This is a genomic window from Oceanicella sp. (assembly GCF_056449545.1).
This window is the reverse complement of record NZ_JBWOMN010000074.1, coordinates 1-13,505: the sequence shown is the minus strand read 5'-3', so window position 1 is coordinate 13,505 and position 13,505 is coordinate 1. Positions and strand designations below refer to the sequence as shown.

The following is a 13,505-nucleotide window of genomic DNA, read 5'->3' as shown; positions in this document are numbered from 1 at the left end:
CGCCGCGCCGCGCGGCAAAACCCGACGCGGCGCCCGCGGATCCCGCGTCGGGCGTCTGCGCTCTTGACCTCGCGCCGCCGGGACCGTCTCTATCGCGCCCACCGACGCTTCCCGCCCCATGTCGCGCCAAGTCCGGCGCCCGTCAAGGAGAAGTCCCGCGATGAGCACCAAGATCGACATCGGCGCCCCGGCGCCCGAATTCAATCTCCCCCGCGATGGAGGCGACAGTTTGGCGCTGTCCGATCTCCGGGGAAAAACCGTGGCGCTGTTCTTCTATCCCAAGGACGACACCTCCGGCTGCACCAGGGAGGCCATCGGCTTCAGCGAAGCGCTGGCCGATTTCGACGCCGCCGGCGCGGTGGCGATCGGCTGTTCCCGCGATCCGGTGGAAGCCCACGACACGTTCCGCGACAAGCACGGGCTGAAGATCCCGCTGGTCTCGGACGAGACCGGCGCCACCTGCGAGGCCTACGGCGTCTGGGTCGAAAAAAGCATGTATGGGCGCAAATACATGGGCATCGAGCGGGCCACCTTCCTGATCGACGCCGAGGGCGTCATCCGCGCGATCTGGCGCAAGGTGAAGGTGCCGGGCCACGTGCAGGCGGTGCTCGCCGCCGCAAGCGAGCTGTAAGCCCGCCCCCGGAATCCCGCCCCTGCCGCCGAGCCCCGGGCAATGCGCCGAGGCGGCGCGGCGCGGCGACCCGCGCGAAACGCCGCGCCGCCGCTGGATTTCCGCTGGCCGCTGGCCGAGTCCCCCAAGGGCCTGACCCGCGCGCCATGTCCGGCCATCCGCCGCAGCCCATTGACGCAGGCGGCGTTTCTGAATCCCGGTTCATCGGATTTTCGTTGATCCGCCGGCGCGCCTTCGGTAACGATGCAAAACCACAACACAAAACAAAAAAATGATGGCCGGCGCCAACCAGCCATGAATTGCCAAGAATGAGGGCGGTGGACAATGCGAGACGCAGGTTGCGACCCGACAGGGCCGGGCGGCGAAGACCGGGCGAAGTCGGGCGGCGAAGACCCGACAGGGCCGGGCGGCGAAGACCGGGCGGCGCAGGCGATCGGATCGGCTTCGGGGCATGACGGCGCGGGCGCCGGGCCGGATCGAAGCGTTTTCATGAAATTCGACGGCTCCACCCGCTTCGTGACGGTGTCGCGCCGCGCCCGGATCGGGCTGGCGCTCGGCTGCGCCGCGGTGGTCGCCTGGGGGATTCTCGCCTCCGCCTCGCTGGGCGTGGCGGTGATGGAGCGCAACGCCGAGGCCGCCAGCGCCCGGACCATGCGCGCCGGGCTCGAATCCCGCATCGCCGCGCTGGAGCTGCGCAACCAGTCGCTGGATCGCGACCTCGCCGCCGCCATGGGGCGCATCGAAACCGTCTCCGGCGCGCTCACCCGCAAGCAGGTGGCGCTGTCGGACGCCGCCGAGGTCGAGCAGGAACTGACCATCGCCGTCGAGACCCTGCGCGCCAAGCTGCGCGCCGCGGTCACCCGCCGCGACGCCGCCCTGCGCACCGCCCAAACCATGCGCCAGCGCCGCGAATCCGCCGAAGCCCGGCTCGCGGCGCTCGACGCCACCGAGGCGGAATGGACCTCCACCATCGCCGCGGTCTCCGACGCGCTCAACGACGCCGTCACCGCGCGCGACGCCGCGCTCGCCCGGGCCAGCGCGCTTGGCGACCGGCTGGCGGCGCTGCAGGACGACCGGCGCCGCGCCGACGAACGGCGCAACATGATGTATTCCCGGCTCGAGGACGCGGTGCAGATCGGCCTCGGCGCCATGGACAAGGTGTTCGCCCGCGCCGGGCTCGATGTCGATGACATGGTCAAGGCCATGCGCCGCGACTATTCCGGCATCGGCGGCCCCCTCACCCCTGTGGTGCAGGGCGCGCAGACCGAAACGACCAGCGCCGACGTCACCCGGATCGCGGCGCTGATCGATGGGCTGGAACGGGTCAACCTGATGCAGATGGCAACCACCAAGCTGCCCTTCGCCAAGCCGGTGCATTCGGCGTTCCGGCTGACCTCGGGCTACGGAATGCGCGGGCGGCGGATGCATTCGGGGCTTGATATGGCGGCCGATCGCGGCACCCCGATCTACGCCACCGCGGACGGCGTCGTCACCTACGCGGGCTGGCAGTCCGGCTATGGCCGGGTGATCGAAATCCGCCATGCGTTCGGCTATGAAACCGTCTATGCGCATCTCAACAAAATCCGGGTCAAGAAAGGCCAGCGGGTTGCGCGCGATGAGCGGATCGGCGATATGGGGAGCTCCGGCCGCTCCACCGGCAACCACGTGCATTACGAGATCCGCTCCAGCGGCAAGGCCGTCAATCCGCTCAAATACATCGAGGCAGCCCGCAATGTTCTCTAAATCCAAGATCAACGATCCGATTGAGCCGACGAGGGATCAGCCGAGCGCCAAGCCCCCGTCATCGCCCCCCCCCGCCGCCGCCGCGCCGGCGCCCAAGGCCTCGCCTTCGGTGCTGTCCTCCGACCTGACCATCACCGGCAACATCTCCACCTCCGGCGACATCCAGGTCGAGGGCGCGATCGAGGGCGACATCCACGCGCATCTGCTCACCGTCGGCGAAAGCGCCACCATCCGCGGCGAAGTGGTCGCCGATGACGTGGTGGTCAACGGCCGCGTGGTCGGGCGGCTGCGCGGGCTGAAGGTGCGCCTGACCTCCACCGCCAAGGTCGAGGGCGACATCATCCACAAGACCATCGCCATCGAAAGCGGCGCGCATTTCGAGGGCACCGTGCAGCGCTCCGACGAACCGCTCGGCGCCGAATCCAAATCCCGCGCCGCGCCGTCCTCGAGCGGTTCGGGCGGCGGTTCGGGCGGCGCCCCGAAAGGCGGAACCTCGGACGGCAAGTCCTGACGTGACGTGACCCCGCCGCGCCGCGACGGGATCGAAACAGGCGCCACGCCCCGACGCCGCCCGGCGCCGGGGCGTTTTCCTTGCATTTGGCGCGGCTTCGCCCCGCCGATTCCGCCGGGAACAACAGCATGCTCGCCGCCATCGCAAAATGCGTCGCCATCGGCGTCGTCGCGCCGCTGACCGCGGCGCTGGCGCTGATCGCCACGCAGCGCCCCGCAGGGCCGATCCTGCCCGACCCGGGCGCCGGGCTGGATTTTTCGCAGGCGCTGGCGGCGAAACCCGGTCTCGACATCGGGGCCTGGAACCGCGACGCCCTGACCTATCGCGCCCGCGACGGCGCCGCGCTTTCATGGCGCTGGCGCGAAAGCGCCCGGCCCACGGATCTGACGCTGCTGTTCCTGCATGGATCGGGCTGGCACGGCATGCAGTTCGAGGCCCTGGCCGGCTGGCTCGCCGCCGAGGGCCTGGCCAACGCCGCCATCCCCGACCTGCGCGGCCATGGCGGTGTTCCCGCCCCGCGCGCCTCTGGCGCGACCCCGCCCCCGCGCGCCTCTGGCGCGACCCCGTCCCCGCGCGCCTCTGGCGCGACCCCGTCCCCGCGCGACGCCGTCGCCCTGAACCGGCGCGGCGACGTGGCCTATATCGGCCAGCTCGAGGACGACATCGCCGATCTCGTCTCCACGATCCGCGCGCGAAAACCCGACGCCCGCATCATCGTCGCCGGACACAGTTCGGGCGGCGGGCTGGCGGTGCGCTTCGCCGGCGGGGCCCATGGCGGGCTGGCCGCGGGCTATCTGCTGCTGGCCCCGTTCCTGAAATACAACGCCCCGACCACGCGGCCCGATGCGGGCGGCTGGGCCCGCCCGCTGACCCGGCGGATCATCGGGCTCAGCATGCTGAACGCCGCCGGCGTCACCGCGCTCAATCACCTCACCGTCATCGAATTCGCCCTGCCCAAGGCGCTGCGCGACGGCCCGCTGGGCCGCACCGCCACCGACGCCTACAGCTTTCGCATGAACGCGTCCTACGCGCCGCGCGGCGATTACGGCGCCGATCTCGCCGCCATCGCCGCGCCGCTGCTGGTGGTCGCGGGCGCGGATGACGAGGCGTTCTTCGCCGACGAATTCCAGCCGGTGATCTCCGCCCACGCCGATCGCGGCCGCTACGCGCTGCTGGCGGGGGTCGGCCATCTCGACCTGCCGGACGCCCCGGGGCTGAAACCGCTGCTGCGCGACTGGCTCGCCGATCTGCGCTGACCGCGCCCGCCGCGCCGGGACATGACCGCCGGATCCGCCGCCGATCCCGGGAAGTTCAAGCCGTGTCGCGGGCGATCAGTTCCGCATACAGCGCCCGAATGCGCCGCGTCACCGGCCCGACGCCGCCTGCCGCGCCGATCGGGCGCCCGTCGATCTCCGCCACCGGGGTCTGGGCGCCGAAGGTGCCGGTCAGGAACGCCTCCTCGGCGCCATAGGCCTCGACCAGCGAAAAGGTCTTCGCGAACACCGGGATGGCGTTGTCGCGACACAGCCCGATGACCTTTTCGCGAGTGATGCCGTTCATGCAGTAGTCGCCGGTGGAGGTCCAGACCTCGCCCCGCCGCACGATGAAGAAATTGCAGGCGTTGGTGGTGTTCACGAAACCATGGGGATCGAGCATCAGCGCCTCGTCGGCGCCGGCCTTTTCCGCCTGGATGCAGGCCAGGATGCAGTTCAGCTTGGAATGGGAATTCAGCTTGGGATCCTGGCTCATGGGCAGCCCGCGCACCTGCGGCACGGTGGCCAGGCGTATCCCCGCCGCCGGCAGCGACGGGCGCGAATGTTCGACGATGATCACCATGGTCGGCCCGAAGCGCGACAGCGCCGGGTGCTGGAAGGGGCGCGCCTTGCGCCCCCGCGTCACCATCAGCCGCGCATGGGCGTCATCGGTCATGCCGTTCGCCGCGGCCGTGACATCGAGCGCCGCCGCGACGCCCGCCCGGTCCATGCCGATGTCGAGGTCGATCGCCCGCGCCGCCTCGAACAGCCGATCCAGATGATCGTCGAGAAACGCCCATTTGCCGCCATGCAGCCGCAGGCCCTCCCACACCCCGTCACCGAGCATGAACCCGGCGTCGAACACCGACACGACGGCTTCGGCGCGCGGCTTCAGCGCGCCGTTGACATAGACCAGCACGGATTCGTTGCGCGCGTCCTGCTCGGCGTCGTGGGTGGTGGATTTGTCGGTCATCGGCTTGTCCTTTCCAGGCGTCACAGCTCCGTGCGCAGGCGCCAAAGGTCGGGGAACAGCTCCGCCTCCAGCATCTTGCGCAGATAGGCGACCCCGGGCGTGCCGCCGGTGCCGCGCTTGAAGCCGATGATGCGCTCGACGGTGGTCACGTGGTTGAACCGCCAGCGGCGGAAGTAATCCTCCAGATCCACCAGTTTTTCCGCCAGTTCATACAGCGGCCAGTGGGTTTCGGGATCGGCGTAGACCATGCGCCAGCAGGCGATGGCGGCCGCGTTGACAGCATGGGGCCGCGCCAGGTCCCGCGCCCGCGCGGCCTCGGGCAAGGGCAGCCCGGCGCGCGCCACCAGCGCCAGCGCCTCGTCATAGAGGCTCGGGCGTTCCAGCTCCGCCGCCAGCGCCGCGCGGATGGCGGGCAGATGCGCATGCGGGCGCATCATCGCCGGATTGCGGTTGCCCAGCAGGAATTCGATCATCCGGTACTGGTGCGACTGAAACCCCGAGGATTGCCCCAGATCGTCGCGGAACCGGGTGTATTCGCTGGGGGTCATGGTGCGCAGCACATCCCAGGCGTTGTTGAGCTGTTCGAAAATCCGCGACACCCGGGCCAGCATCTTGAACGCCGGCTGCAGCCGGTCCTCGCGCATGGCCTCGCGCGCCGCGCCGAGTTCATGCAGCGCCAGGCGCATCCACAGTTCCGAGGTCTGGTGCTGGATGATGAACAGCATCTCGTCATGGGCGTCCGACAGGGGCGCCTGCGCGTCCAGGATCCGGTCCAGCCGCAGATAGTCGCCATAGGACATGCGCCCGTCGAATTCCATCTGCGCGCCCATGGCCTCGGGGTCGGGGATGTCGGGGTTGGTCATGGCGGCCTCCTGTCCTGCGATCGCGACCGAGGTCGCATGGGCGCAGCGCAGATGCAAGACGCGCCCGCCGCCAGGCCGCTTGACCCGACGCGCGAAACCGGCGAGCCTCAGCCCGGGATGCGGGGGACGGGACGGCCGGGAAGGCGGATCTCATTGGCATTGCTTGACGCGCGCGGCGCCGGCGGCTTTTCCCTGGCCTCGCTGGCCTTCGAACTGCGCCGCCCGCCGGGCGCGGGCGCGCTCGCCGGCGGCGCCTATTCCTGGATCTCCGCCGAGGGCCACGCCCTGCGCGCCGCCGGCGCCCTGTCGCTGGGGCCGGGGAACGCGCCGCGGGGCCTGGTGTCCGAGTTCTCCATTCAGCCCGACGGGACCGGCGGCGCGCTGGTCTTCAGCGGCCTGTCGCTGGAACTCGCCGCCCTCGCAGCGCCCGAAGGCGAACCCCAGGCGGTCGCGCCGCTGGATCTGGCGCTTTCGGGGGCTGACACGCTGCTGGCGGGCGGCGCGAACGACGCCCGGATTCACGGCGACGCCGCGCGCGCCGGGGCCCGCCAGCGCGGCGGCGCCGACAGGCTGGAACAGACCGCCGGAACCGGCGCGATCGAGGCCGCGGGCGATTTTTTCCTGGTGGAGCCGGACGCCGTCGATGTGCGCGGCGGCGCGGACCGGCTGACGCTGCGCGGCGACGGCGCGATCACCGGCTGGGGCGACGCGATCTTCCTGCGCCCCCGCGCGCGCGCCGATGGCGGCGCCTTCGCCGGCGGCGACGATCAGCTCAGCGCCAGCGGCGCCGGGCCCGGGGCGCGGCGCATCCAGCTTGGCGGCGACGCGGCGGCGGTGGGCGCCCGCTGGTTCTTCACCGGCGGCGACGACCGGCTGACCGGCTCGGCCCGGGCCGATCAGCTGATCGGCGACGCGCTGCTGATCGACGGCGCGGCGCTGGCGATCGGCGGCGATGATTCGCTGCAGGGCGGCGGCGGCGACGACATCCTGTTCGGCGATTTCAAGCAGGCGATCAACGGCGCGGCGATCCAGCCCGGGGCCGACCGCATGGCGGGCGGCCCCGGGCGCGACCAGATCTGGGGCGACCTGCGCGACCTCGGCGCCGATGTCGAGACCCGCCGGAGCGACCGCGCCGGCGACACGATCTGGGGCAATGGCGGCAACGACCGCCTGCATGGCGGCTTTGGCGGCGATACGGTTTTCGGCGGGACCGGCAATGACCGCATCTGGGGCGATTCCGGCGATGATTCGCTGCTCGGGGGCAATGGCGACGACCTGATCCGCGGCGGCGACGGCGATGACGCGGCGGCCGGCGGCGGCGGCGCCGACCGGCTGCTGGGCCATGACGGCGACGACCGGCTCGACGGCCAGACCGGCGCCGACCGCATCCGGGGCGGCGCCGGGGGCGACAGTCTTTCGGGCGGCGGCGGCGGCGATCTGCTGATCGGCGGCCCCGGGCGGGACCGGGTTGCGGGCAATGGCGGCGCCGACCGCCTGCAGGGCGGGACCGGGCGCGACACGCTGCTGGGCGGCGCCGGCAATGACCGGCTGCAGGGCGATGCCGGCAATGACCGGCTGATCGGCGGCCCGGGCGCCGACCGATTCGTGTTCGCGCGCGGCGACGGGCGCGACCGCATCGCCGATTTCGACCCGGCGCTGGATCGGCTGATCCTCAGCGCGGATCTGCGCGAACAGGCTGCGCTGCGCCCCCTGGGCGACCACGCCGTGATCATCGCCGGCGATCTGCGCATCACGCTCGACGGCGTCAGCGTCGCCGAATTCGACGCCGCCGGCCTGCCGCCCTGGCTCGACCTGCTCTGACCGGGCATTTCCCGGCTTGCCCGAATCGCGCCCGCGCGCTTGATGGGGCTCAGGATCCGTCAGCGCAGGAGCCCGCCGTGACCGCCACCCGACCCCCGTCCCCGCCCCTGCGGCTCGCGGTCTGGTCCGGGCCGCGCAACCTGTCCTCGGCGCTGATGCGCAGCTTCGCCCAGTTGCCCGGCTGCCGCGCCATGGATGAACCGCTCTACGCCGCCTATCTGGCGCGCACCGGCATCGACCACCCCATGCGCGCGGCGATCATCGCCGCCGGCGAACCGGATATCGACCGCGCCGTCGCCGCCTGCCTGGCCCCCTGCCCCGGCGCGGCGATCATCTACCAGAAACACATGACCCACCACATCCCCGACGGGCTGGATCTCGACTGGATCGAGGGGCTCGCCAACATGTTCCTGATCCGCGCCCCGGAACGGGTGGTGGCCAGCTACGCGCGCAAGCGCGAGACCCCCGCCCTCGCCGAAATCGGCTTTTTCCAGCAGGCGGCGCTGTTCGAGCGCGCATCGGGCGCGCTGGGCCGCCCCTGCCCGGTGATCGACGCCGAGGACCTGCGCGCAGATCCCGAACGCGCGCTGCGCGCGCTCTGCGCCGCGGTGGGGCTGGAATTTTCCCCCGCCATGCTGTCCTGGGCCCCGGGGCGGCGCGATTACGACGGCGTCTGGGCGGCGCATTGGTATGACGCGCTGGACGGGTCCACCGGCTTCGCGCCCCCCGGCGGCGCCCTGCCGGCGCTGACCGGCGCGGCCGCCGCGGTGGCCGACGCCGCCCGCCCCGCCTACGAAACCCTCGCCCGCCACAAGCTTTGAACCAGGGCCGCCGCCCGCTGGACCCCGTTCAGGACACCAGATCAACGAACGCCGCCAGCGCCAGCAGCGCCGCCCAGCCGCGCCACAGCACGGCGACGGCGGCGTCGATGTCGTCGGCGCCCGGCGCGCGGCCGTCCTCGTTGACAAGGGGCTCGTCGGCGATCACCCCGCCATAGACCCGCGGCCCGGACAGCGACACGCCCAGCGCCGCCGCCATCGCCGCCTCGGGCCAGCCGGCGTTGGGCGAACGGTGCAGCCCCGCGTCGCGGCGCATCACCGCCCAGCCCGCGCGCCCGGCGCCGGCGACGCATATCAGCGCCCCCGCCAGCCGCGCCGGGATCCAGTTCGCCAGATCGTCGAGCCGCGCCGCCGCCCAGCCGAAATCCGCGTAGCGCGGCGTCCGATGCCCGATCATCGAATCGGCGGTGTTCACCGCCTTGCAGATCGCGATTCCCGGCAGCCCGCCGATCAGGAACCAGAAGGCCGGGGCCACCACGCCGTCGGCGAAATTCTCCGCCGCGCTCTCGATCGCGGCGCGCGCAACGCCGGTCGCATCCAGCGCCTGCGGATCGCGCCCGACGATGCGCGCCACCGCGCGCCGCGCTTCGGGCAGGCCCTGCCGCAGCCCCGCGGCCACCGCGCGCACATGCGCGACCAGCGAATTCTGCGCCAGCAGGATCGCGGCGCCGATGATTTCGAAAACCCAGCCGAAGGGCATGGCCGCGATCAGCGCCGCGCCCGCGCCCCAGGCCGCGACCAGCAGCGCCACGCACAGCGCGCCGCCCATGCGCCGGGCGCCCGCGCCGCCGCGGTTCAGCCGCGCCTCCAGCCAGGCGATCATGCGCCCCATCAGCGCCGCGGGGTGCGGCGCGTGCCGCCACAGCCAGTCGGGTTCGCCAAGCGCGGCGTCCAGGATCAGCGCCAGCGCCAGCATCCGCCCGCCCCCAAACCCGCCCCCAAACCCGCCTTCACCCCCGCCGCGCCGCCCGCCAGGCGCGCGCCGCGTCGCCGAACGCCGCGAAGATCGGGCGGGACACCGCATCGTCCTGCGCCCGCCATTCCGCGTGCCACTGCACCGCCAAAGCGAAACCGCGCGCGTCGCGGATCGACAGCGCCTCGGCGGTGCCGTCCTCGGCGCGGCCTTCGATGTCGATGCGCGCACCCACCGTCATCACCGCCTGCCCATGCAGCGAATTGACCATCACCCGCTCTGCGCCCAGCAGCCGCGCGAACCGCCCGCCCGGGGTCAGAACGACGCTGTGGCGCAGTTCGAATTTTTCCTCCAGCGTGCCGTCGGGCGGCATGCGGTGGTTCATCCGCCCCGGCAGGTCGCGGATTTCCGGGTGCAGGGTCGATCCGAACGCCACCGCCATTTCCTGAAACCCGCGGCAGATGCCCAGCACCGGCTGCCCGGCCGCCACCGTCGCGCGAATCAGCGGCAGGGTCAGCGCGTCGCGCGCCGGGTCGAAGGGGCCGTGGGCCTCGGTCTCCGCCTCGCCGTAATTCGACGGGTGCACGTTGGGCCGCCCGCCGGTGAACACGAAGCCGTCGCAGGCGGCCATCAATTCGTCAAGCGGCGCCACCTCGGGGATGGAGGGCGCCATCAGCGGCAACCCGCCGGCCGCCTCCGCCACCGCCCGGATGTTCATCTCGCCCACCGCCTGCGCCGGATACTGATCATTGATCAGATGCGCGTTGCCGATGATGCCGATCACGGGTCGGGTCATGCGAGGCCTTTCCTTGCGCGCCCGCGGCGGCGAACCGCCCGGCGCCAGATTGGTTGAGAGGCGAAAATAGGCGCTGCGGGCAAGCGCGTCGAGCACCAGTTGCGCCCCGCGCGAATTCTCCGTAAACGCGGAATGCGCGCGCTTTGGGCCGGACGCCTTGATCCAGCGCAAAGCGGCGCGCACGGGGTGATTGCAGGATGAAACGCAATCAGGACGCATCGCGAAGAGGAGACCGCATTCATGTCCCACACGCCTCACGAACTGCACGAGGAATTCCCCGAAATGGCCGAGGCGATCCACGCGCGCAAGGCCTCGGACCCGCATTTCGCCCGGCTCGCCGACGACTATCACGAGCTGAACCGCAAGATTCACCGCGGCGACACCAATGTGGAGCCCATGGATGATTTTCATCTGGAGGACCTGAAGAAGCGCCGCCTCGCCCTGCTCGACGAGATCCGCGGCCTGCTGGCAGCCTGAGCCCGCCCCGAACCGGGACCTTGCGCCGCGCCTCGCCCGGCGCAAGCTGTCCCGCCAGGGCGCGGCGCAGCCGACGGCGGCGCCGCGCGCCTTGGGGGGCGCGGGGACATTCCTGCACGCGGCCTGCCGCGCAGGGTCTTCACAACGTCGAATGCGATGAAAATCGACCCGCCAAGCCCTTGAAAGGGCTGGTGGGCGCGGCTGGGATTGAACCAGCGACCCCCTCGATGTCAACGAGGTGCTCTCCCACTGAGCTACGCGCCCGACGCGCTGGGAATTACCCGCCGCCCCGGTTGGTGTCAACGCCCGAGGGCGGTTTTTTCGCGCCCCGGCGCGAGGCGGCTTCAGAAGGCCTTGAAGGTCAGCGTGGTGAAGGTGCGCTTGATGCCGGCCAGCCCGTGCAGGTGCTCGTTGACGAAATGGCCGATATCCACGTCGTCCTCGACGTAGAACTTGGCGTGCAGGTCGTATTCGCCCGAGGTCGAATAGATCTCCGAGGCCACCTCGCGCTGTGCCAGCGCGTCGGCCACGTCATAGGCGCGGCCAAGCTCGGTCTTGATCTGCACGAAAAAGCATTGCATGGGCGATCGCCCCCCGTTTCGGTCCTGCGTGGTCAGATGTCCAGAAGCGCGCGGGTCAGCGGGCTCGCCGGATCCTCAAGCGCCTCTATGATGTTGAAATGATTTCGCTCCGGTTCGATCTCCACGCGCGTGTCGGCGCCGCAGCCGCGCCAGATATTGGCGATCAGCCGCGCCTGGCGGATGAATTCCGGGCGTTCGTCGCCGCCCACCCAGGCGATGAGCCGCGCGCCCTGCGACGGCACGCGCAGCGCCGGGCTCTCCACCGCGGCGTCGCGCGCGCTCAGCCCCAGCGTGGCGTTCATCTCGGTGCGCGTCAGCGGGCGCAGGTCATGCACGCCGGATATCGAAACCGTCTGCGCGATTCGCGCCCGCGCCGCATCGTCGACATTCACGTCCTCGCACAGCATCCGGCATACGAGATGCCCGCCGGCGGAATGCCCGGCCAGGGCGATGGGCCCGTCGACGCGCCCCGCCGCGACCCCCAGGAACCGCGCGATCTCGCGGGTCATGTCGGCGACCCCGGCCGCGGGGGCCAGGGTGTAGCTCGGCATCGCCACCGCCCAGCCATGGGCCAGCGGCCCGGCGGCGAGATGCGACCAGCTCGACTTGTCGAAGGCCAGCCAGTAGCCGCCATGCACGAACACCGCCAGGCCGCGCGGCGCGCCCTCGGGCAGGAACAGGTCGAAATTCTGTCGCGCGCCGGCGCCGTAGGACAGGTCCAGCATGGCCCGATCGCCCAGCGCGGCGCGAAACGCCGGCGCGCGTTCCGCCAGGGCGGCGATCAGCGCGTCGGCCTCGGGCACATGGGCGCGGTTGGCGTAGGCATCGTCCCAATCCACGATCGGGCCCCTGGGCCCCTCGATCAGTTCAGACATCGTCCCGCGCCCCCCCCTGGGCCTCGCCTGCGCCCGCGCCGCTTCAGATCGCGCCTTCGATCCAGCTTTGCAGCGCCGATTTGGGCGCCGCGCCGACCTTGTTGGACACCACCTCGCCGCCCTTGAACACCAGCAGCGTGGGGATGCCGCGCACGCCGTAGCGCGAGGGCGCGTTGGGGTTGTCGTCGATATTCACCTTCACGATCTTGATCTTGCCGGACATCTCGGCGGCGATCTCCTCCAGCGCCGGGCCGATCTGCTTGCAGGGGCCGCACCATTCCGCCCAGAAATCCACCACGACGGGGGTGTCGGATTTCAGCACGTCCTGCTCGAAACTCGCGTCAGTCACTGCGATGGTGGCCATGCCTGTGTCTCCTTGGTTGATCGAGGCTCGATCGGGACCGGCCGCCCAGGGAACGGCGCGGCCGGGTCTGCATGTGGGCGACGCCGCCCGGATCGTCAACCTAGGCGCCACCCGAAACCGGGTCAAGCAGCGCCGGGCATTTGCGATCGCGCACCCCATCTCGCAACCACAGGTGAAATCCGCGACCGTCAATGCCCGCAATCGTTAGGTCCCGATGCGGGCGAAAGCCCCATCCAGCGCCGCATCCGAAAGCCAGTCGATGCGCGCCGCGCGGGTCCAGAACAGCCCGCAGCGCACGGTCTTGCCCGGATGCAGCCGCGTCAGGATCGCCCGGTAGGCGGCCATCTGGCGCAAATACGCCTCGGGCGCCGCATCCGGCCCGGCGGCGGGCGCCCCGGTCTTGAAATCCAGCGCCGCGACCGCGTCCTCGCCCACCAGCAGCCGATCCACCCGCCCCGAGATCCGCGCCCCGATCTCCGGCATCTCGGCGCTGAGCCCGGCCTCGGCCAGCGCGCGGGGGCCAAGGAAATCCGCCATTTCCGGCAGCGCCAACGCCGCCAGCGCCTCATCCGCCGCCTCGCGCCGCAGCGGTTCGGGCAGATCGGCGAAATCGGCATCCAGCAGCGCCGCCGCCCGCGCCGCGCGCGCCGACTCGGGCATCTCCGGCAGCAGTTCGAGCAGCAGATGGATGGCATCGCCGCGCCGGCGCGCCGCGTCGCGCCCAACACCCGCGCCAGAGGCGCGCCCAACACCCGCGCCAGAGGCCCGCCCAACACCCGCGCCAGAGGCGCGCTCAACACCCGCGTCAGAGGCGGGCTGCTGCGCCTCGGGGGTCAGATCGCTGGCCCCGAGCCGCGCCAGCGGC

At 71.5% G+C, this 13,505-nt stretch carries 15 protein-coding genes and 1 tRNA gene; 7 read left to right on the top strand and 9 right to left on the bottom strand.

The genetic code is table 11. The annotated features are described in order from the left end of the window. Positions 1 to 160 precede the first annotated feature (160 nt). From AC1HC7_RS10785 to AC1HC7_RS10770, 4 genes are all read left to right on the top strand, one after another. The gene (locus tag AC1HC7_RS10785; RefSeq protein WP_479497716.1) at positions 161 to 631 is read left to right on the top strand and encodes a peroxiredoxin; all 471 of its coding nucleotides are present in this window, start codon (positions 161 to 163) and stop codon (positions 629 to 631) included. A gap of 324 nt (positions 632 to 955) precedes the next feature. Further along, positions 956 to 2,374, top strand: a complete 1,419-nt coding sequence (locus tag AC1HC7_RS10780) for a DUF5930 domain-containing protein (protein ID WP_479497718.1) — start codon at positions 956 to 958, stop codon at positions 2,372 to 2,374. Further along, on the top strand, positions 2,364 to 2,885 hold the full coding sequence (locus tag AC1HC7_RS10775) for a bactofilin family protein (protein WP_479497719.1): 522 nt from the start codon (positions 2,364 to 2,366) through the stop codon (positions 2,883 to 2,885). The genes AC1HC7_RS10780 and AC1HC7_RS10775 overlap by 11 nt, the downstream gene beginning before the upstream one ends. Positions 2,886 to 3,013: 128 nt before the next feature. Further along, the gene (locus AC1HC7_RS10770; protein ID WP_479499011.1) at positions 3,014 to 4,141 is read left to right on the top strand and encodes an alpha/beta hydrolase; all 1,128 of its coding nucleotides are present in this window, start codon (positions 3,014 to 3,016) and stop codon (positions 4,139 to 4,141) included. A 55-nt stretch (positions 4,142 to 4,196) separates the two neighbouring features. On the opposite strand, the gene AC1HC7_RS10765 is transcribed toward AC1HC7_RS10770, so the two are convergent. Beyond that, positions 4,197 to 5,111 (bottom strand): aminotransferase class IV, encoded by a 915-nt coding sequence (locus AC1HC7_RS10765; RefSeq protein WP_479497721.1) that lies wholly within the window; start codon positions 5,109 to 5,111, stop codon positions 4,197 to 4,199. A 20-nt stretch (positions 5,112 to 5,131) separates the two neighbouring features. Further along, the gene (kynA, locus tag AC1HC7_RS10760) at positions 5,132 to 5,974 is read right to left on the bottom strand and encodes a tryptophan 2,3-dioxygenase (protein WP_479497722.1); all 843 of its coding nucleotides are present in this window, start codon (positions 5,972 to 5,974) and stop codon (positions 5,132 to 5,134) included. 153 nt (positions 5,975 to 6,127) lie between these two features. Between kynA and AC1HC7_RS10755 the strand changes: the two genes are divergently transcribed. Together AC1HC7_RS10755 and AC1HC7_RS10750 are read left to right on the top strand one after the other, a co-directional pair. After that, the gene (locus AC1HC7_RS10755; protein ID WP_479499010.1) at positions 6,128 to 7,795 is read left to right on the top strand and encodes a calcium-binding protein; all 1,668 of its coding nucleotides are present in this window, start codon (positions 6,128 to 6,130) and stop codon (positions 7,793 to 7,795) included. A 107-nt stretch (positions 7,796 to 7,902) separates the two neighbouring features. Then, a complete protein-coding gene (locus AC1HC7_RS10750) occupies positions 7,903 to 8,616 on the top strand; it encodes a sulfotransferase-like domain-containing protein (RefSeq protein WP_479497773.1) in 714 nt (237 codons plus the stop codon). Positions 8,617 to 8,644: 28 nt separating this feature from the next. On the opposite strand, the gene cbiB is transcribed toward AC1HC7_RS10750, so the two are convergent. Then, positions 8,645 to 9,550, bottom strand: a complete 906-nt coding sequence (gene cbiB / locus AC1HC7_RS10745; protein WP_479499009.1) for an adenosylcobinamide-phosphate synthase CbiB — start codon at positions 9,548 to 9,550, stop codon at positions 8,645 to 8,647. Between the two features lie 34 nt (positions 9,551 to 9,584). After that, entirely contained in the window at positions 9,585 to 10,343 is a 759-nt protein-coding gene (locus AC1HC7_RS10740) for a gamma-glutamyl-gamma-aminobutyrate hydrolase family protein (protein WP_479497726.1), read from the bottom strand. A gap of 240 nt (positions 10,344 to 10,583) precedes the next feature. On the opposite strand from AC1HC7_RS10740, the gene AC1HC7_RS10735 reads away from it, so the two are divergent. Beyond that, positions 10,584 to 10,820 carry an HP1242/YdcH family protein gene (locus tag AC1HC7_RS10735; protein WP_479497727.1) on the top strand — a complete coding sequence of 79 codons (237 nt, stop codon included), beginning with the start codon at positions 10,584 to 10,586 and terminating at the stop codon, positions 10,818 to 10,820. A 189-nt stretch (positions 10,821 to 11,009) separates the two neighbouring features. Here AC1HC7_RS10735 and AC1HC7_RS10730 read toward each other — a convergent pair. The 5 genes from AC1HC7_RS10730 to AC1HC7_RS10710 all read right to left on the bottom strand — a co-directional run. After that, positions 11,010 to 11,084, bottom strand: a tRNA-Val gene (locus tag AC1HC7_RS10730). Between the two features lie 80 nt (positions 11,085 to 11,164). Continuing rightward, positions 11,165 to 11,401, bottom strand: a complete 237-nt coding sequence (locus AC1HC7_RS10725) for an Lrp/AsnC ligand binding domain-containing protein (protein WP_479497728.1) — start codon at positions 11,399 to 11,401, stop codon at positions 11,165 to 11,167. Positions 11,402 to 11,433: 32 nt separating this feature from the next. Then, positions 11,434 to 12,240 (bottom strand): alpha/beta hydrolase, encoded by an 807-nt coding sequence (locus tag AC1HC7_RS10720; RefSeq protein WP_479497729.1) that lies wholly within the window; start codon positions 12,238 to 12,240, stop codon positions 11,434 to 11,436. A 79-nt stretch (positions 12,241 to 12,319) separates the two neighbouring features. Next, positions 12,320 to 12,640, bottom strand: a complete 321-nt coding sequence (trxA, locus tag AC1HC7_RS10715; RefSeq protein WP_479499008.1) for a thioredoxin — start codon at positions 12,638 to 12,640, stop codon at positions 12,320 to 12,322. Positions 12,641 to 12,844: 204 nt separating this feature from the next. Continuing rightward, on the bottom strand, positions 12,845 to 13,505 hold a 661-nt coding region (locus tag AC1HC7_RS10710), incomplete at its 5' end, for a PD-(D/E)XK nuclease family protein (RefSeq protein WP_479499007.1).